Annotated in this window: 17 protein-coding genes; 6 read left to right on the top strand and 11 right to left on the bottom strand. The window is 40.6% G+C overall.

The features are described 5' to 3' along the window. Positions 1-63: 63 nt before the first annotated feature. Together V6984_RS01135 and rhaM are read right to left on the bottom strand one after the other, a co-directional pair. Positions 64-897 (bottom strand): alpha/beta hydrolase, encoded by an 834-nt coding sequence (locus V6984_RS01135; protein WP_342757994.1) that lies wholly within the window; start codon positions 895-897, stop codon positions 64-66. A gap of 50 nt (positions 898-947) precedes the next feature. Beyond that, complete coding sequence (rhaM, locus tag V6984_RS01130) at positions 948-1,259, bottom strand: L-rhamnose mutarotase (RefSeq protein ID WP_342757993.1); 312 nt, start codon at positions 1,257-1,259, stop codon at positions 948-950. A 310-nt stretch (positions 1,260-1,569) separates the two neighbouring features. Between rhaM and V6984_RS01125 the strand changes: the two genes are divergently transcribed. After that, positions 1,570-2,445 (top strand): hypothetical protein, encoded by an 876-nt coding sequence (locus V6984_RS01125; protein ID WP_342757992.1) that lies wholly within the window; start codon positions 1,570-1,572, stop codon positions 2,443-2,445. Positions 2,446-2,782: 337 nt separating this feature from the next. On the opposite strand, the gene V6984_RS22275 is transcribed toward V6984_RS01125, so the two are convergent. Then, on the bottom strand, positions 2,783-2,941 hold the full coding sequence (locus tag V6984_RS22275; RefSeq protein ID WP_425324223.1) for a hypothetical protein: 159 nt from the start codon (positions 2,939-2,941) through the stop codon (positions 2,783-2,785). A 726-nt stretch (positions 2,942-3,667) separates the two neighbouring features. On the opposite strand from V6984_RS22275, the gene V6984_RS01120 reads away from it, so the two are divergent. Together V6984_RS01120 and V6984_RS01115 are read left to right on the top strand one after the other, a co-directional pair. Continuing rightward, the gene (locus V6984_RS01120) at positions 3,668-4,948 is read left to right on the top strand and encodes an IS110 family transposase (RefSeq protein WP_342756534.1); all 1,281 of its coding nucleotides are present in this window, start codon (positions 3,668-3,670) and stop codon (positions 4,946-4,948) included. A gap of 156 nt (positions 4,949-5,104) precedes the next feature. Further along, on the top strand, positions 5,105-5,626 hold the full coding sequence (locus V6984_RS01115; protein ID WP_342757991.1) for a hypothetical protein: 522 nt from the start codon (positions 5,105-5,107) through the stop codon (positions 5,624-5,626). Between the two features lie 72 nt (positions 5,627-5,698). On the opposite strand, the gene V6984_RS01110 is transcribed toward V6984_RS01115, so the two are convergent. Continuing rightward, positions 5,699-6,463, bottom strand: a complete 765-nt coding sequence (locus V6984_RS01110) for a hypothetical protein (protein ID WP_342757990.1) — start codon at positions 6,461-6,463, stop codon at positions 5,699-5,701. Between the two features lie 42 nt (positions 6,464-6,505). Beyond that, complete coding sequence (locus V6984_RS01105) at positions 6,506-7,468, bottom strand: hypothetical protein (protein ID WP_342757989.1); 963 nt, start codon at positions 7,466-7,468, stop codon at positions 6,506-6,508. 160 nt (positions 7,469-7,628) lie between these two features. Between V6984_RS01105 and V6984_RS01100 the strand changes: the two genes are divergently transcribed. Both V6984_RS01100 and V6984_RS01095 read left to right on the top strand, forming a co-directional pair. Continuing rightward, positions 7,629-10,097: a glycoside hydrolase domain-containing protein gene (locus tag V6984_RS01100; protein ID WP_342757988.1), complete on the top strand. Its 2,469-nt coding sequence runs from the start codon at positions 7,629-7,631 to the stop codon at positions 10,095-10,097. A gap of 600 nt (positions 10,098-10,697) precedes the next feature. Then, entirely contained in the window at positions 10,698-11,168 is a 471-nt protein-coding gene (locus V6984_RS01095; RefSeq protein WP_342757987.1) for a phage holin family protein, read from the top strand. Between the two features lie 76 nt (positions 11,169-11,244). On the opposite strand, the gene V6984_RS01090 is transcribed toward V6984_RS01095, so the two are convergent. From V6984_RS01090 to V6984_RS01065, 6 genes are all read right to left on the bottom strand, one after another. Then, complete coding sequence (locus V6984_RS01090; RefSeq protein ID WP_342757986.1) at positions 11,245-12,057, bottom strand: sugar phosphate isomerase/epimerase family protein; 813 nt, start codon at positions 12,055-12,057, stop codon at positions 11,245-11,247. 39 nt (positions 12,058-12,096) lie between these two features. Further along, complete coding sequence (gene gnpA, locus V6984_RS01085) at positions 12,097-14,262, bottom strand: 1,3-beta-galactosyl-N-acetylhexosamine phosphorylase (RefSeq protein WP_342757985.1); 2,166 nt, start codon at positions 14,260-14,262, stop codon at positions 12,097-12,099. A 48-nt stretch (positions 14,263-14,310) separates the two neighbouring features. Continuing rightward, a complete protein-coding gene (locus V6984_RS01080) occupies positions 14,311-15,363 on the bottom strand; it encodes a glycoside hydrolase family 88 protein (protein ID WP_342757984.1) in 1,053 nt (350 codons plus the stop codon). Between the two features lie 128 nt (positions 15,364-15,491). Continuing rightward, positions 15,492-17,183: an ABC transporter substrate-binding protein gene (locus V6984_RS01075; RefSeq protein WP_342757983.1), complete on the bottom strand. Its 1,692-nt coding sequence runs from the start codon at positions 17,181-17,183 to the stop codon at positions 15,492-15,494. Between the two features lie 89 nt (positions 17,184-17,272). Further along, on the bottom strand, positions 17,273-18,190 hold the full coding sequence (locus tag V6984_RS01070; RefSeq protein ID WP_342757982.1) for a carbohydrate ABC transporter permease: 918 nt from the start codon (positions 18,188-18,190) through the stop codon (positions 17,273-17,275). An 11-nt stretch (positions 18,191-18,201) separates the two neighbouring features. Beyond that, positions 18,202-19,152 (bottom strand): ABC transporter permease, encoded by a 951-nt coding sequence (locus V6984_RS01065; protein WP_342757981.1) that lies wholly within the window; start codon positions 19,150-19,152, stop codon positions 18,202-18,204. A 225-nt stretch (positions 19,153-19,377) separates the two neighbouring features. Here V6984_RS01065 and V6984_RS01060 point away from each other — a divergent pair, with 225 nt between their 5' ends. Continuing rightward, a complete protein-coding gene (locus V6984_RS01060; RefSeq protein WP_342757980.1) occupies positions 19,378-20,346 on the top strand; it encodes an AraC family transcriptional regulator in 969 nt (322 codons plus the stop codon). The last annotated feature ends 91 nt before the right edge of the window (positions 20,347-20,437 follow it).

Below are 20,437 nucleotides of genomic sequence, written 5' to 3'. Positions count from 1 at the left end.
GGCCTGCGGCTTCATAGTAACGCCTAATCACCTAATTTTATTCCGAAGGATTGTCATTTATTCCTATGAGCTGACGGGGAAATTGAGTTTCAGCCACGCACCTGCCAGTCCGATCCAGCCGGAGCAGTACGGTACCAGTTCTACTCCTTCTTCACCACTGGTTTCTTCATTCGCCAGAGAAAGGCCGTGGCCTCCCACCGGATAAATATGCATTTCAAAATTCACTCCATGGGAATGAAGAGCTTGTGCGAATTTCATGCTGTTTTCTACGGGTACTGCCTGATCGGGGGCCGTATGCCACAAGAAAGTGACGGGAGTATCCTCCGTCACCTGCGTTTCCAAGGATACGAGCTTCAAAGCCTCTTCCTCATTACTCCTTTCGCCCAGCAGCTTCTCAAAGGATTCCCTATGAGCATATTCGCCGGAGGTAATGACCGGATAGCATAAAATCTGTCCGTTAGGTCTTATTTCCTCCGCTTTCCTTCCTATAGGTCCGTAAACGAATTCCCGGTTCCAGAATACGCCAAGACTGGCTGCCAGATGTCCTCCGGCTGAGCAGCCGCAGGTAACTATCTTATCCGCATCCACATTCCATTCTTCCGCATGGTCTCTGATAAATGCCACCGCACCGGCTAACTCCATAACCGCCGTGGGAAATACATTCGGTTCCACACTGTATTCGATCAGACAAGCATCGCAGCCCATGGAAAGGAATTGAAGCACGATAGGTTCCTTCTCTCTGTCGGAAATCATGCTATATCCGCCTCCCCCACAAACTACTACCATAGGCCGTTTTTTCTCCGGTGCAACGCTGATGTTATCGATGCGGTACACGGTAAGTCCGGCTGGTCCGGTCTTTTGACCGGGTACTGTAAGACAGTGAGATTCCATTATCATGAGTGTTCTCCTTTTTTGTGAGATGTTAAATCGATTGGAGTGCTGATAGCTCAGTCCAGATGAAAGACCGGGTGTAAATCTGTTGCTACAGGGCTATTGTCGGGATTAGTCTCCATGATGTCTGCCATGAAATCCCACCATTTTCGATTGATCTCCGTATCCGCTCCCTTTGCCCAGAGCGCTTCATCTTCTATTTCGATATAGCCGAATAAGGTCAGTGTCTCTCTATCCAGAAAAATCGAATAATTCTTTCCTCCGTGCTCATGAATCATCTCCTGCATCTCAGGCCATAGTTCATTATGACGTCTCTCATATTCCGCTTCTTGTCCTGCATACAATCTCATTTTAAATCCTTTATACATACTCGATGCCTCCTATTATTATGAATACTATTGAGAATTAGTTCTTGAATTAGTAGTTGGTTCTTATCTGGATTTTAAAGATATACTGTTTTTTGTTTATGGAGCAATGCTATAGTATATATTATTTTATTGTTTAGATTTTACCATATTTTTCTTTTAGCCGCTATAAATCTCTGTTATTTACATTATCAATGTTTTTATCAATAGATTGCATATTAATAAACAATGCGGTAAAATAATTTCAAGAAATTATACCATCAATTAAATGATAAAAGGGGAAATTCCGCCGCAGCGGAAAGTATATTTTTTAATGAAAACAATTCACACAGTATGCATCAGCATACTCTTTGCAATCTTTACCCTGACTTCAGGTCTAATCATCTATATCATCGTTCTTGGAATCACCCATCAGAATCTCGGTTCCGGCACTCAGGAGGCTTCGCTGAGTGCCAGCTATGATACGGAAGAGTCTTTGCCGGATGAACTCTATGGTTCTTATTATGAAGCAGATGAAATTGAAGAAACATACCTCAGCTCCGGCACAACTCAGGGGCAGGGTGAAAATTCAGCAGAAACTGTTTCTTATGGAGGGACTTCTCCTTATGAAGAAATTGCTTCCTATGAAGAAACTACCTCTTATGAAGGAGCTGCTTACAGTGGTGCGGACTATGTAAATGACTGGATGGGCATCAAATTTACAGCACCGGCTGGTTATGCAATGTTAACAAATGAAGAAATAGCTGAATTGGCAGAAGTCGTAACCGATCTGGTATCTACAGACTTGGATTCTTCCGAGCCGGAATATGATGGACTTGCGACTGAATCCAATCTGGAAATGATGTGCTCATCTCCCACCGGCATTCCCAATGTAAATGTGAACATTATCACAGTACCGTCTTCTGTAACGTTAAATGAGTATATTGAAGCATACATGTCCTTTGTCTGGGATTTATCCAACATAGATTTAACAACTGGAAATACCCTGGAAAATGTAACCGTGGCAGGCAAGGAATTTACAAAGTTTCACGGCACTATAAACATAACAAGTTTTGACAATGTAGTAAAAGAGCAGGATTATTATTTCGCTCAGAATGGAAATCGATTATTTGTAATCTGCTTAACTTATCTGAAAGAAAAAGCAGATGCTGCTGCCGTTCTAATGAGTGGATTTCAGGCGAAAGGATAGTGATGAAGCTATCCTTAAATGGCAAAAATCTACTTACTCCATGGTTATTTTTCAGATGGGAATGCAATGCTGCTTTGACTTATATTTTAGTATCTACTTCTGTATCATCCTTTAATAGTTCAATGCAAAAGCTATTGTATCATTTAGCTTTTTATAGATAGCTGTTAAATCGTCCCCTCCTTATCATACCATACATATATTCGATCATTTAGTTCTTCTTTTAAGAATAAAATTTGTATTGAGATAAAGCAATAAGGAGTAAATTCTGATTGATTGACTATAATTTCCACAATGTGTGGTTTCCCGATTTTTATATTTCTAATATCATATATTAATCTTAGACCAGCAATTTGTACCATCCAGATTTACCAGCAGGATATATATTGTTGATGTCTACATTGAATCCTGAAGAAATACTTCCAAACTTTGCTTGTTTACTAAATGCGTTAATATTGGCTGGATTAGCAACATAAGGTGTATTACCATTTGGCGACATTTGCAATCGTCCAGTATCAACTCATCTTATTATATTCATCCTAAGACATCTATCTTCCAACTCGGGGACTATTACTACCATCCTTGACAGACACTCAAAATAATTATGTTTAATCCGTTTTTACTGCTATGTTTTCTGATATTTCTTTTCTTTATTGATTTCTATCCTATTCCTAATAATTTTTAACATACAACATTACATTTTATTTAATAATATTATATGTGCAGTATTTGGGCTCTGATTTAGTACTATAATTTATAAATAACATATAGTAGTTTTCACTATTTATCAATAAAGGGACATATTTACATATTCATATTAAAATCCTCCTCGTATTATAAGTTTATAGACCTCAATCATAGAGGCTATAGACTTATTTTTTATGATATAGGTATTAGATGAATTGTTGGTCATCTTGTTATACCTACATTGTTAATAAGTTGCTTTATAGTCATGGTCCCAGATGTTACAATTAAGTTCACAAGAACTGTAGCTGTGGTCACTGCTTTAATTCTCCAGCAAAACATTTTGTTATTGCCAAGAAAGCTTGCAGCCCTAATGCTACGCTAAGACTTATTACACAAATGCTGCATCCTGGTATCTAGCCACCAGCAGGGTATTTCTTACCGGAGAATGCTAATAACGCGAGGGTTAGGGTGGCGTAGTGATCTGGGACAAGCCATGATTACATTCTTTTTATTCTGCTATGAAAGGTGGTGACTATCCGTGAAAGAAAAAATCGATTACCTCTCAACGCTTTTTGTTGGGATTGATATTGCATCCCGTATTCATGTTATTTCTGCACTTGATTTTAATCAGGAGTTCTTCATAAAAATGAAATCTATTGAAAATACTCAAGAAGGTGCAGCTCTTCTTGAAAGTCTAATTGTTGATGTCCTTACTGCAAATCATCAGTTCAAATTCGTTGTAATCGGCATGGAATCAACAGGATTTTATGGAGTTCATCTGGCCAATTACCTTTCAGCCAGCGATCTATTAGCTCCATTTTCCGTCCGTGTTTATTGCCTCAATCCAAAGGAAGTGAAGAATTACAAAAAGTCCTTCAACGACATTGGAAAAAATGATGGCATAGATTCCTTTGTTATTGCTGATTTTGCCCGTGTTGGCCGTATCAGCATCAAGCCTTGGCGTGGTTCCCAATATCTCGCCTTACAACGCCTTACCAGACATCGTATGCACATCACTGAATGTATTGCCAGAGAGAAAACATATATGTTAAATAACATTTTTCTGAAGTTCAGTGAGTATGCCTTATTACGCAATGGAGAGCATCCTTTTTCAAATAAATATGGTGCTACAGCCGAGGCTATTCTTACAGAGTTCACAACAAATGAGGACATAGTAAATACCTCTATTGAAGACCTTGTTGTATTCATTAGCTCTAAAAGTAAAGGTCGCATCGCAGATCCGGAAGAAACAGCTAAGATAATACAGGCTGCAGCTCGTAATTCATACAGGCTTGATAAATGCCTATATGAGCCACTTACGATATCAATTGCCTCCTCATTTAACTGCATCAGCTCTTTTGAGAAGGAATTAAAAGCAATTGATAAAGCAATCCTTCAAACTGTGCAAGGGTTAAATCCCGAGGAATATACAGTGCTTAATTCCATCCCTGGAATTGGCAAGGTTTACTCTGCCGGAATTCTTGCTGAAATAGGTTCTGTTAAAGTTTTTCAAAGTGCTGACTCACTCGCAAAATACTGCGGTATCGTTTGGAATGATAATGATTCAGGCGATTTTGAATCAGAAGACAAACATATGAGTAAGGCTGGCAACCGTTACCTTCGGTATTACATCATTGAAGCAACTGGAAGTGTTATAAGACACTGTCCTGAGTATGAACACTTCTATCATAAGAAATATGCTGAAACAAGAAACCATCAGCACAAACGTGCACTCGCGTTGACTTCCCGTAAATTTATACGTCTGCTCTATGGTCTGCTGGACAAGAGCCAACTCTACTCTCCGGAAAAGAGTAGGTAATTCATATCTCATTCTAAATCTACGTTTTTGTTATGAAAGCCGTAGGTCTATTAAAGTTACCCTTCTGTACGAAAAACAAATCAAAATACTTCTTGACTATTTACCAAATTGCTTTATATACATAACCGGTTAAAAAATAAAAAAGGAGATGAAAATATGTCAGAATTTTTAATTAACAAAAGTGGTAGTACAATTCCTGTTTATAACAGCACAGGATCAAGCAAAACCCAAATTGGTACCTTAGCCAATCGTGAGGCCTTTTCCTTAATTGGCTTTGAAGGCGATTTTTATGCAATCTATTTTTTAAGTAGCTCAGGAATGAAAAATGGATATTTAATTAATCCACCTAATAATGCATGTTCTGATTGTACAGCTTATCCCTATGGTACTGTGTCAATTAATGGTACAACCTACAAAACATTCAAATTTCGTCGTTCATCGACAGTGTATACAGCTGGCGCTACGAAATGGGGAACAGTAGCTAGTAATTGTCGTGTTGCATGTAGTTCTGCTTTATCAGGACAATCTCATCCGGATTGGAAAGCTATAAATTATGTTGAGAGTACCAACGGTACTTGGGTACAAGTTACTGGAGATGGATCGCAATATGGTTTCGTAGATACTGGGCTTAGTGTTGGATCAGGCCCATCCACGATTAGTATGTATGGAACTTGGTAATATGGATTAAACAAGATAATGCAGTAAATGGTATCAACATTTACTGCATTATCTATCTACATTCATAATCTCTTAGTATACGTTCAATACACCATAGTATTTAGCAACCGTTGAACTGTCTTCTGTGTATTTACCTACATCTTCAGGGCCATAACGGAGCAAAAAATAATCCATATCATGTATAATTTTATATATATTTTCTATATATCCTACATTATGAGTTTCTTCGGCCTTTTCCATATTATCTATTAATTGATTAAAATCTTTTTTAAAATCTTCATAATTTGTGCTATCCCGCAATTCTTGCATACATGAAATGAAGTCCTCAGAAGTATATTCATTATATTCCATGACCGCTATACCGTACTGTTCATTGAAGTCGTCTTCTGATAGTTCAGTACTTTTCTTTAGATCAAGTGCATCTTGTTCATAGGCCCATCCTACTTGTACTTCACCGGTATTACTCAACAAGTTCCAATATAAATCTTGTGGGTCACTCAAACTTGCTAAACGGTTGCCCCAAATAATTTCCTGCTCCATTTTAACATTGATATCTTTGATAACCTGATTCATTCGGTTTACTTCTTCTTCACTCATGCCATCAAGAACCTGAGCTCTCTTGCTTAGAACTTCCTCCTTGCTTGGTCTTGATGTTTCTTCAATTTTATTTTTTTCTGTTCCGTTATCCTGTATATCAACTTTTGATGAATCTGATGTTTCCCGTTCTTCTAAAACAGTTATTTTTGGTATTTCGTTTTCTCCTTCTTCATTCTTTTGACCGCATCCTGTAGTAATAAGAATAAGCATTAATATTAATATAATTTTCAATGTTTTCATTGATGTCCCCTCTTCCATGTAATACTTTTTTCCTCTCTTTCTTTATTTTATACGTTCTGTTTGCTGCAGGAGAATCCTTTGAATTTCTTCCTCCGAATATTCTAAAACATCCTTTCCTAAATAAATAGTAAAAAATTCACCGGTTTGTTCACTGACCAATTCAATACTATTTATATTTTGATTAAAATAATCTTTCACATTATTATCCAAATTTATTTTGAGAAAAATCAACCAATCATATACATTCTTAGTCATTGATTTTAAAATATCTTTATTAAAACTAATTAATGTAATAGATAAGCTTGAAGAGTTATTTTCAATTAAAGAAGGTTCTTGTTCTACATCTGACCAAAAATATTCATTATATCCTTCTAAAACACTAGTAAAATAGTTGTCATCCATTGTCTCTTTATCGGATATTAGAAAGTTTATTTTCAGGGATTGGCCTTCAATATATACAATTTTTGAGAACATGGGATATCCTGAGTTATTATAACCTACTTGTGCCACATCTTCCCCATACTTTCTTTGCATTTGCAACAGTAATTCTACATCAGGCCATTCACTAATATACATATACAGAAACCTGCTAATAGGCTTATAATACTTTGTCTGTTGTTCCTGAAAATTTTCGCTATAGACCATTATATATCCATTATCTAGTATTTGTTCTTTTCTATTTTCAAATAAGTAAAATCCCAATATTCTGATCATAAAAATAACAAGAATAATCAGTAATATTAGCCCCTCAGTTATATTGATAGCTGTTATTACTTTTGCTTCTATTAACTTAGTTTTTATTAACCTAAAAAATGAAAGAACAATGCTAAATGGAATGATAAACCAAGTAACAATTATTCGAACTATAATGACATTATTCCTGAACTCAATGTTCTCTTTAAGAAGATAGTTTTGAAGAATACTCGACAATATTAGTATTACTATTAAACATAATAAGAAAAAAAGTGTAATATTATGAGTCTTTCTATTTTCTCCCTCTTTCAATTTCCCCTCCACGTATGAAATTTATTTATATACCTAATTTATAATGGATCATAATTTATTGATAAAAAATATCAAGTTTTTAAATTCTTACTTTAGTGTTTACAAATTGAATTTTATCTCCTCTATCTATTTTATCAAACAATTCAGGAGGTAAAAAATTATGGATGCAAAAGTTTTACAAGTACAGGAATGGTTAAACCAGACTTACCCCAATTATTTTAGCATAGTTTCCGGCTCTTTTCCAGTTGATATGGACGGTATCACCGGAAATACGACTGTAAAAGCTCTTGTCATGGCTCTACAAATCGAGGTGAGTGCTACTCCCATTGATGGAGTAATGGGATCAGGGACTATTAATAAGTGTCCAACAATTGGAGCAACATCGAGCGACCGACTGTTACGAATTATTCAAGGAGGACTTTTTTGTAAAGGCTATAATGCTGGAATCTTTGATGGAATCTATGGGACAAGTACGGGTAATGCCATCATCTCATTTAAAAGAGATGCTGGCTTTACAACAACTGATGGGACAATTTCGCCGATGTTTACAAAAGCACTACTTAACACAGATCCTTTTGTTATGGTTGCAGGTTCGAGTAGTAAAATTAGGGAAGTACAGCAATTTCTTAATTCTAATTATTATAATTTATTTTGGCAAAGCTTAGGTTTAATACCCACATGGGGAAAGTATGAGAGAAAAACAAATAAATCCTTAATCTATGCCATTCAAAAGGAAATTGGTACAACTCCTGACGGTGCAATTGGGCCAAATACATTTAATTTGTTTCCGGTTGTAAATAAGAATAGCGCTGATAGTATACACATTAAATTGATTAGATGTGCATTAATCTGTAATGGATTTGAAACGGCCATAAATAACTCTTTTGATAATACACTTGCCGAAACAGTAGAGGCTTTCCAGAAGTTTATGCTTTTAAATATAGATCCGCTTGTTACCCTTGGAGCAGTAAATCGTAGAACATGGGGAGCCTTACTTCTGAGTAAAGGTGATACAGAAAGAAACAAAAATGCTTGTGACTGCTCTACAAAACTGAGTGTGGATATGGCTAAAGGTTTATTTGAACAAGGTTTTCGCTATGTGGGGCGATATCTTACAAAAGTGGCAGGTGGATTGGATAAAAATTTAACTACCGATGAAATCCAAAACATATTGAAAAGTGGATTAAGTATTTTTCCTATTTTTCAAGAAAATAACTCTTCTGTTGCTAACTTCACCTATGAAAAAGGATTATCTGATGCTGCAAAAGCAGTTACTGCTGCAAGATCATTAAAGATTCCAGCTCGTACAGTCATATATTTTGCTGTCGATTGTGATTTGACGGATGAACAAATATCTTCAAATGCTTTACCATACTTTAATGCTGTTAATGAATATTTTGCATTAAATAATGCTCCTTATTTGATCGGTGTATACGGTTCAAGAAATGTATGTATACGAATATCCCAAGAAAATTACGCTAAGTTTAGTTTTGTTGGAGATATGTCTACTGGATACAGCGGAAATTTGGGTTATAAATTACCAGAAAATTGGAGCTTCGATCAATTTTATGAAAATTCATCTTATCCAGTCGCAAATACCCGTATAGGTTTGGATTACAATATTGCAAGTGGAAGAGATCCCGGTTTTACACATGTGGATTTATCGGTTGATTATATACCACCTTATCTTCCAAGTGGAGCAGATATGGATGGTGCAACTGCAATTACTACTTTAATTGATTATGTTAATTTATTAGAGAGAGCATATTGGAATTTTACTAAAGATAGGGGATATAGCAATACAGAGAGAACCTATAAATGTTGTTTAGGTGTACTAGATTACATATTCCAACATAAATATTCTGATATTAAGTGGGAATTGACGACTCCTATACAGCATGATTTCCTGTTATGGATTAATCAGAGTGCTGAACTAGATAATTTATTTTATCCATATATTAACTACAGCGAAGAGATAGTTAACGGTGTTGTTCTGGAAACGCGTCCAACACTTGTTTCAGACAATGACTATGGGTTAATGGAATTTGCTCACTTAGCAATTGCAATAAAATGTTACTTGGATTCAAGGTTCCCCTCACCATGGTCTACCTGGGCCGGTGATTTAGCAACTGCAATTAATGAAGCATGGGTGAATTCTGGCCAGAGTACAGGTTTGATGGATAATTTAGAAGTTGCTTATGCTCGTGTAGGAGCTTCAGAGCCTAAAACGACATCACCGGCAGATACACGTCAATTTAATTATTATGATATTATTGCCGATATAGATGGATACAAAATAGCTGAACTCATACAGGAAGAAATGAAGGCTGTAAATAATGGAAGTAACACGGATATGTACATTTTATCCTCGACATTGCGAAAATATTATGGTGTAGAACGGCTTTATAAAAATCGTTTTGAATATTGTCTTAATGAACAAGGTTTTTCAACAGCAAATGTACCAAACGCGATAGAACTTTCATATCATTTGGTAAATTATATGATTGCAACTGATCAAACGATTTTGGTAACCATGTTTTGCAACGATGCAATTCAAAATAATGCTTCTGTTGAAGGCGCATGCCTCGCGTATGCAAATTTCATACTATACATGTATACACATAAATAAGTAATATCTTATACGGCATGAAAAGTGGTTAATTAATTTAATCACTTTTCTGCTAAAAAGTGTCTTTTTCATAACTCAACGATATTTAAGGCGAGGCTAAAGAATTTAATTGACAATACTCTGCATGCTCGAGGCTAAAATAGATTAGAAAATTGAATTGTATGTAGTAGTTTACATTTATGATATATTTTCATCTTTTATTGATGTAATAGATTAACGGTGAAAAACAAAAAAGTATGACATTTGTAATTTCGCAAAATGGTGTGATCTTGATCTAATCCTTTGAAGGTTACATGCTAAAATTCTGTCGGAATATAGGCCAGCAGCTAAGGGCATACGAAGGGTGTGCATTCTGATATGACTATCACAGCAACTTAGGTGGAGGATAATTGAAATCGAATTTGGAATTATACAGAAGCAGAAAAAAATCCTGTTTTCAATTTTTATCGAAGGTAAGAGCAGTGCTAAAGTTGCATCTGAATATAAGGTCTCCAGGCAATACACTACCAGGATAAAAAATCAGCTCTGTGATGAAATAAAAAATGAATATATTGCATGATTCTGTCTCAGGTGTCCGCAAAGAAAGGGGTGATTATCCAAATGAAAACAAACTTTAATTTCGAAAAAAGCGTTGTTGCCGCAATCGGCGCATGGATCAGCAATACGATGGAACTGCTTATCCCGACGCTAATGCTATTAACTGTTTTGATGGTAATTGACTATATTTCCGGAATGCTCGCCGCCAAAAAAGAAGCCATTGAATATCCGGACAAGCCTCAATACAGGTGGAGCAGCAAAAAAAGTCTCATTGGCATTTACAAGAAAATCGGCTACATTTTAACAATTTTAGTCGCCGTAAGCACAGATTATTTGATCCATAAATTTGCCGTCGAACTGGGGCTAAGATTTGACAGCAAGACCTTATTCGGCTTACTGGTCTCCGTATGGTTCATCATCAATGAACTTCTGTCTATTCTTGAAAATGCTAATCGTATGGGAGTCGTCTTACCGGGTTTTTTAGTCAAGATATTAATATCTATGAAAAACAGTGTAGATGACAAAGTGGAATGAATATAATAAAAAACGGAGATATCTTATGGCTTTACGCTGTAAAATTATCTCCGTTTTTATTCCCTTTAAATTTCTCCTACCGGTAAAGTCTTTTCATAAAAGCGATGTCCCGCCCTGCTGTCTCAGGGTCCATCTCCTCCCGCAGCACCGGAATATCGGGATGTCCCTTCATCCACTCTTTAAGCACTCCAAAGTCCATAACACCTTCTCCAAGCAGCTTCGGACAATATTTCCCGTTTTCCCCCACTGTAAAATCCTTCAAATGTATCGTCTCTATATAAGGCCCAAGCTCCTTGAAGCAGCGTCTCCAATATGCCTCCTGCAAGACCTCACCAGGCCTCTCCAGCACGTTCACCGGATCGAAGATTATTTTTACATGATCACTTTTCAGATCTCTTATGACCTCTGCAGCCGTATCTGCACTGTCCAGAGGATGCCATGCCACGGGCTCGATTCCCATCCACGTATTCAGCCGCTCTGCCTCCTCGGTCAGCCGTTTCAAACTGTCCATCATAAAAGGAAACCATCTCTGCTTTTCCAGCTTCGTCAGATGAGAATATGCCGTCTCGGAGCCGGTAAGCCTTGCGCCTATGCTTTTGGAAAAGCCCAGACATCTCCTGAAAGTTCTCACCGCCGCCTCTCTTACCGAGACGTCCGGATTTCCCAGATCCATATAGCAGCCTAACACCGCGATCTCGATTCCCCGTTTGCCGAACTCCTCAGCAATCTCATACAGCTCTTTTTCCGCAATATACTCATAGGACTGTATGGAAGAAAAAGCCTTCGGAAGCGCAAGCTGCACAGACTGATATCCCTCACGCTCCAGAACCTCTGCCATCTGCGCAATTTCTCGCCTTCCATAATCATGTGCTCTGACGCCTATCTTCATACTTTCACCTTTTCTCTCATCTTCAAAAAATCGAGTCCGTTACAGTGTCACAAACCGGGTCTCGTAAGACTCCAATACAACTTTTTTCACCCCTTCTTCCGTCTCCACAGCTGCCTCCTGTTCCTCCCCGCTGTTATTAATAATTACCAACTGCCTGCTCTCCGGATAATAGGCGCATTCCGTATATGGGTTATCCGTCATATATTTCCCGGTAATTCCTTCCCCTCCGGCGTAGCGGATGAGCTGATAAAGCATACGGGTATTAATCGAATTCACCTCGAAGCCTGCCATATAGATTCCCTTTCCTCTTCCGCATTCGTGCAGAGTCAAAAGGGGCTTATCCCCGTCGGCCAGAAGAACCTTGGTCATCCCGTCCGTCAGGTAAAGATTCTCTTTAGGTCTTATGCACACGCCTTCGGGCAGTATTCCTTCTCCGTCGCTATGAAAGGCCCATCTGCCATGGCATACCCGTTCGCCGGTGTCCTTATCCACGCCCAGCACATGAGCCATCCGGAAAAAGGTATCATAGCCCTCCACAGCAGAAGGCTCGTTTACGCCGAGATAGGTACCTCCTTCGTACACCCATTTTGTCAGAAGGCTCACGATCTCCTCATCTCTCCATGCTTCTGCTCCGCTCCATGCGCTGCCGGCATAACCTGCGTTTATAACTACGTCGACATCGTTAAGCGCCCCGTTTTTTACATCCTCAAAAGAAATGAATGATACCTCTATAGGCAATCCGGATAAAGCCTCATTGATATGTATCAAATCGTGCATAGAGGTTTCATGAAAATGCCCGGACAGCGTCCATGAGCGGTATCTCCCCCATGTGTGCAATACCGCGGCTTTCGTTCCTATAACATACGGCTTCCCTGAACGGTGAATTCTCTTGATAAGACGGAATTCTTCCGCTGTCTTTTCTATATAATCTGAAAAGTCAGGATAGTTCTCCACTAAATGGAGGTAACCTCCCAAACCTATTCTCTCCACCGGCTCCCGCAGCAAGGCTCTGCGTACGTTATTCCAGAACCGTTTCGCCTCCAAAGCGGGCGTTCCTCCATCCATAAAGGTCGGGGCTCCGCCCAATCCCACGGGAAAAAGATAAGGATGAAGCCTCAGCTCATGAACCGGCACCTCCACGCCCGCACAAAGCCTTGCTTCGAACCCGGAGAATACGCATTTGATCAGGCCGTCGAAGCCAAATTCCCGGAACCTTCCATTATAAGGCTCGATGCCTACCCAGCTATCATCGTAGAAAACATACGCCTGTTTTCCGTAGCTGTGTACAATATCGATAAGCTTTTTACCAAAACTGATGACAAAGTCGTTGATGAAATCCATCCAGTCTCTTTTACGGGAATCTGGGGGCATATGTGTAACGTGCAGTCTGCCCTTATTGATAAAATCCTCTGCAGTCATGAAATACCCGTATTTTTCGGCAAAGGCATCCAAAGCCGGCACGCTTACAGTATAATCATAGGAACCCCAATCGCTGAATAAATTCCGGTTTCTTTCGCTGCTTCCCCATATCCATGCGAAATTGTAGAACATGGATGTAAATCGTACCACCGTCGTATCAGGATGAGCCTCGCACCAGTCCTTCATCCATGAAAGCATATATTCCTGCGTTTCCGGATATCGAGGCTCTATGGGCATCAAGTGCTCCTTGTCCCAATGGTTCGTGGTATGGTTATACATGGAAATCTCTTCCCATACCCGGTATACCATAAAGTTGACCGTATATTTATGCCAGGGAATGGCTGTTAAAATTATGACACTTTCGTCATCTTTATTATATATCCAGTCCTTCTTATCCAATAGCACATTAGTGGTCCTGTCATAAACCTGCCAATACTTAAAAGAATCTTCACTGTCATTGACACGAAACTGCTCTTTGAAAAAGCTGTCCAGAAGTCCGATAGACATTCCGGCGGTACACATTTCTTCTCCCCCGGCCACCGCCGGAGGCGTACACAAAAATGTCTGCTGCAGCTTATTTATATTTTTCTTCGCCCATTCATTATGATCTCTGATGATACATATTGTGGAATAGATACCGTAACCCGCCTTCAAAATCTTCTCCGACAGCACGGTTCCGTCACTGTCCCTGATAACGTCCGCTCCCCATTTTTTCGCCATTTTCAATGTCAATTCTTCATATCCCGCTTCACCGGGAAGGGTAAATCCGCCTTTTTGTGCCTCCATGCCTGTCATCCCTCTTTCTTTCTGCCTTTATTCTTCTGTCGGCACCTTTTATAATGCACCGTCCTTTTCGATCTCACCGGATACTAACAGTGCAGAGAAAAATGCCAGTGCCAGCCCTTGTCCCCAGCCTTGTATCCAGCTTCTCGAGATTCCTCTGTAGCCCTCTGCATCCTTCATCACTGCCGTGCCTCCTGATACGTTAAGCACTCTGCCTTCTTCGCTGACATTTAAAAGCAGCCCTTCTATTGCTTTGCTGATGTATTTGGAGTAGAGGGGATTGCCGCTTTCCAGCATAGCCGCTGCAATTCCGGCAGAGGCGGATATTTCTTCATAGGACTCCTCATCGTCCAGCACTGTTCTCCAAAGCCCATTCTTCGTCTGCACCGTTTTTAGTACCGATAGCTGTTCGTTCAGAGAGCCCGCTACGTCCAGATATTTAGGATACAGATAACATTCCGGCAGCTGACCCGATACCTGTGACATCGTATAGGCAGCCCATGCGTTTGCCCGCCCCCAATAGATACCTGACATATGATTCCCTGAGATGTTATTGTAGCCATGATAATAAAAACCGGTTTTGGGATCCTGAAGATATTTGATATGCCAGTACCATTGGTTCAGCGCATCCTCGATCAGCGTTTCGTCTTTGTCCATCACACCTACTCTGAGGAGAAAGAAAGCTGCCATAAACAGAGTGTCCGCCCATGCCTGCTCCGGGAAATCGTTGCCCGCTGATACCGTATGCTGGAGCACATTATCCCCGAATCTGAGAGCAGAATTTCTTAAATATTCTACCTTGCTGTCAATGATCTTGCGGTATTTCTCTTCTCTGGAAGCCTGATACAGCGTAATCAGGCAGTGACCCATGGCGCAGGTGTTCACCGTCCAGACTTTAGGAAGTCCGAGATCGATCAGTTCGTCCACTCTGTCCTTTAACAGCGATAAATATTCTTCTTTCTTAGTCTTCTTATAAGCTTCACTTATACCGTAGTAAGCTACTCCGCAGGGCCAATCCCATGTGAGGTCCATATTCATCGTTCTTCTGACAATACTGTCAATTACCGCCTCGATTCTTTCCTTATCATACACGAGCCTTAACATCTTTCTACCTCTCTTTCCTCTATTCTTAACGAGTATAATACACTCGCACGAGTATAGTACACTCGTATGAAAGCCCCCAAATAGTGGTTTATTTGGGGGCCGTATAAAAATGGCTTATCAAGACGTTTTTATTTCGTGGAACCCTCGTCGTATAATGCCTGCTTCTCATCGAGGATATCCTGATAGCCCGCATCCAGATAGGTCTGGCAAGCCTCCTGGTAAATCGCATCGAAATCTGCTTCTGAACATGTTGCACAATCCACATACAGCTCCTGCCAAAGCTTCTTCAAATCTTCTGCATTTTCCGCAGAAGCTTCGATGGTCTTCGTATAAGCCGTATTGATTAAGCCGTACTGGGCATAAGTATCGAAGTAATTCTTGGAATCCGCGATCAGATATTCATAGCCTGACGGAGCCAGATCTCTGAGACGCGACTGATAAGTAAGCTCATCGTCATCGTATACCGCAGCTTCTACGACAAGACACCAGTAATCCTTGTTATTATTATCGGAGCGTTTCCATTCTCCCGTATAGCCGTCAACCGGAATAGCCAATCCATTATCATCCAGCGTATAGGATTCTCCCTCTACACCGTTCTGAAGTTTAAACAGATTATCGGACTGGCTCATCCATTCGAGGAACATCCAGACTGCTTCTCTTTGTTCATCCGTACAATCGGAGTTGATTCCCATAATCATACCGTAAGGCGGATACTCATAATAATATGAGTTGTTTCCTTCAGGAACTCCCGCCCATGTATTCATTACAGAAACCTTAGCGTCAGCATCGTTTGCCAGCAGGCTGGAAATCGTATCCGTACCGCTGGTAATATAGAAGGAATAGGTGCCTACTTTTCCTGAAACAAAGTCTGCTTTCCATTTTGCGTCGTCGTCTATCAGATAGAATTCAGGATTGGTCAGGCCGTTGTTATATTGATAGTTCAAATTCTTCAAATAAGCTTCTGTTGCTGACCATGTAAGAGGTGCAACTGCCAGGTCGGAATAAAGCGCCAGCTCTTTCTCATCCACAGAACTTCCAATAAAAGGATAGTAATAAGTGAAGTTATTGATCAGAAGTCTCTCTCCCAGAGTCCCAACCCCTGCATCCTTCCACTTCGCCGCTACCTCATTCAATTCCTCCATGCTCTCAGGCATATCCGCATCTACCGCATCCAGCCAGTCCTGCCGGATCAAGGTTACCCAGTTATAATAATAGGTAGGCCTGTTCGCGAAGAAGAAGTAATTCTCTCCGTCCATCTCACCGTAGGTATCAATCGTATCCTTCATGTTTGCATAGTAGGTCGGAGCATAATATGCTATTTCGTCCAAATCCAGGGCTTGCATAGCTCCCTCGGAATAATAGTTTACAGCCTGAGGCATATCATAGTGCATAATGATGTCGGGCGCATTCCCGGCACTGAGCATCTGCATATAGTCTGCAACCTCAGTAGAACGTCCTACCGCTACATACTCGACATTTACGTTATATTTATCTCCGAATTCCTTCTGAATCCACTGGGTATAGGTGTTGTCAGTCACGTTCCAACCTTCGAAAGCTCTGTCATATACGGGAATTTGAATGGTAACCGTCTCGGGAAAGCCGCCGGAATAATCCGTATAAGGCGAGGAACTGTCCTGCTCCTGTGCATCTGCACTGTCCGCAGCCTCAGTGCTCTCCGCACTTTTTGCGCTGTCCGCTGCAGTACTCTCTTCTGCCGGTGCTGCCGTTTCCTGACTGCTCCCGCAGCCCGTCAGCATGCCGATTGCCATAGTACCGGTCAGTGCCATAGCCACAAATTTCTGATAGAGTCTCCTCTTCATAACACATCCTCCTTAAAATCATTATAGTTTCTTGTTTATTTGCACCCCTCTTGGGTAAATGCCTCAGTCATTTCTTTTTGCCAGGGGAATCACCCCTTCACCGCTCCAATCATCGTTCCCTGTACGAAATATTTCTGAAGAAAGGGATAGACGACAACAATAGGTATGGTTGCGAAAATAACGCACGCGGCTTTAATAACCTCCGGATTCGTTAACTGTCCCACTGCCCCTCCCTCTGACTGCAGAGATTCCGTCGCAGAAATGATCAAATAGTAAAGCTTGAGCTGTAAAGGACGCAAATCCGTTTTTTGTTTTATGTAAAACAATGCATCCTGATATGCGTTCCATCTTCCTACCGCGAAAAACAAGGCAATGGTAGCCAATATTGGCTTTGACAGCGGCAGTACGATCCTGGTAAGTATCTTCACATGGGAAGCCCCGTCAATGAAGGCTGATTCCACCACACTATCCGGTATGCTGTTCTGAAAATAATTCTTCATGATTAAAAAGTTATAGGCGCTGAAGGTTAACGGAAGGATCAGGCACCACCACGTATCCAGTATTTTCAGGCTGCTCATCAGCATATAATCCGGAATGATTCCCGCAGTAAAGTACATGGTAACCATGAGCAGGAAGGTCAATAGCTTTCGTCCCTTCAGCTGCTGCCTGGACAGCACATAGGCGGAGCATACCGTTAAAAACATTCCGATCGCCGTAAAGCTAAGCGTCATCACGACCGTTACGAACAGAGAACGGATAATGCTCGCATCCGAGAATATTTTCTGATAAGCATTTAAGCTGAACCCCTTTGGCAAAAGCAACACTTTATTCGCAATGACATATGCTTCTTCGCTGATTGACTTGGAAAACACATGGATAAAGGGGAGCAGACAGGTAAGGCTCACCGCCGCGATAATCGCATAAAACAATATGTCGAATGCTCGATTCACAATTCTGGTTTTCGTCCATGGCGTTTTGTTCTTTGCCACGATAGCCAGTTCGCTCATTATGCCACCTCCTATAACAATCCGTCTTCGCCAAGCTTTTTAGCTACGAAGTCGGCTGCCAGTACCAGTATAAGTCCGATTACGGACTGGAACAGGCCAAGTGCTGTGGATTCACTGAATTTGCCGCTGCCGATACCCCACTGATAAACGAGTACGGGAATCGTCGTAGTATATTCCGTCGCTTTCATATTCGACAGCGCCAGCACCCTTTCGAAGGAACCGCCCATCACCTTGCCCAGATTCATGATGAGTAGTACCACGATAGTGCTGCGAATACAGGGAAGCGTAACGTGTATACACTGCCTGAATCTGCCGGCACCGTCCACCCTCGCCGCTTCGTATAATTCCGCATTTACCGAAGTAATCGCCGCCAGATAGATAATCGTTCCCCAGCCCATCGTCTGCCATACACCAATGACTACATAGGTAACCAGCCACCAAGTGTCCTCCTGGAGAAAGGGAATCCGGTTATTTCCCATAGCTTCGGCAATATTGTTGATCACACCGCTGTTTAAACCGAATAGCTGGTACCCCAGCGCTCCGATGATGATCCATGAAAGGAAATGAGGCAGATACAGCATAGTCTGAGATATTTTCTTAAACCACTTCACCCTGATTTCGTTTAACAAAAGAGCCAGTATAATCGGCATGGGAAAGCCGAATATCAAATCCAGTATATTTAAAAGGAGCGTATTTCGAAGAGAAGGAATAAAATTTCTGTGAGTGAATACTTTTTCAAAAATATCGAATCCCACCCACTTACTATCCCAAAAGCCTTTCGCCACCTTATAATCCTTGAAGGAAATTACAAGTCCCGTATAGGGCAGATATTTGAATACGATTACAAAGAGGAATGGTATAACGAGCAGCGCATATAGCTGCCAGTCTCTTCTAAAGAAATATAGAAAATTCTTTTTTCTATAAATTGCTATGTCCGTGGCACCCTTTTTCTCCTTCGCCATAGAAAACCCCTCCCGATACTTTTGTCATCTCTTATTTCAGCCGTACACTCTATTGTATACTTTGTATGTAATGTTTTCTTATATGAGATAATTATTGTCCATTTTATCTTATTTTTCTAATCATACGGATGATAAAACTATGCAAAAATGACCATTTATGTTATAGTTTTACTGGTAATAACCGGAATATAGCCAAAAGATATTGGTTAAAAGGGGAAAAACATTATGGCAAAGCCGAAAAATACGATAACAGAATACCGCAGCTATTATCTTCCGCTGCACTTTCCCGTTCTGCTTTTGTCGGGAGATTATTGGAAAATTTCGGACATTCCAAGCGGCAGGCTTCACTTCCATAACTGTCTGGAAATTGGCATCTGCCACAGCGACGGCGGCACCTTGGAATTCAATGGTAAATCTCTGTCCTTTCAGACAGGCGATATTACCTGTATTCCGAGAAACGTCCCTCACACCACCTATTCTTCTCCGGGTACGGAGAGCCATTGGTCTTATTTATTTTTGGATCCTGCCGAGCTATTCCGCAATCTGCTTCCAAGCTCTTGGAATAACTACGATTTGTCTGCCTATTCCTTCAGCGACTACAAATACATTTTTCCTAAGGAGGATTATCCCTCCATTTATTTCCTGCTTACGGGAATCATTAAAGAATTAGAAATGCAGAAGCCCGGTTATCAGATCAGCGCCAGGGGCCTGCTCCTATCGCTGTATATAGAACTATACCGCGTTCAACACGTGGAGGGCGGCTTTACTACACGCAGGGAAGGAGAACCCCTTCCTCCTGAAAATTCTCTCGTCATTGCTCCTGCCCTCGACTATATAGAGAATAGCTACATGCAACAGATTTCCATTGACTTTCTTGCGGGCATATGCCATTTCAGTCCTACACACTTTCGGAGGGTTTTCCATGAGATCATGGCTGTTTCTCCCTTGGAACATCTGAATAATACCCGTATCATGAAAGCGTGCAATCTGCTCCGGTGTACGGAAGAATCCGTTCTCTGCATTTCTGAGAATACCGGATTTCATTCTGTGTCCAGCTTTAACAGATACTTTTTCCGGGTTTTTCAAATGTCTCCGAGAGAATACCGCAAGCAGATGAAACTCACAGATGCGAAGCTGGAGAAGCAGTCGATTCTAGAATATGCAGGATGGCTTTATCCCGAAAAGACAAAATGACCGCATTGCGAGGTATAAAGCCTCGCAATACGGCCATTTGGGGTATAAAATTTAATCCTAAAAACATTCGAAATCCGCCCTATTCGGGCTA

The organism is Kineothrix sp. IPX-CK (assembly GCF_039134705.1).
In the GTDB taxonomy this organism is placed as follows: Bacteria; Bacillota; Clostridia; order Lachnospirales; family Lachnospiraceae; genus Kineothrix; species Kineothrix sedimenti.
The sequence above is the reverse complement of the archived record's forward strand: the minus strand, read 5'-3'. Positions and strand labels throughout refer to the sequence as shown.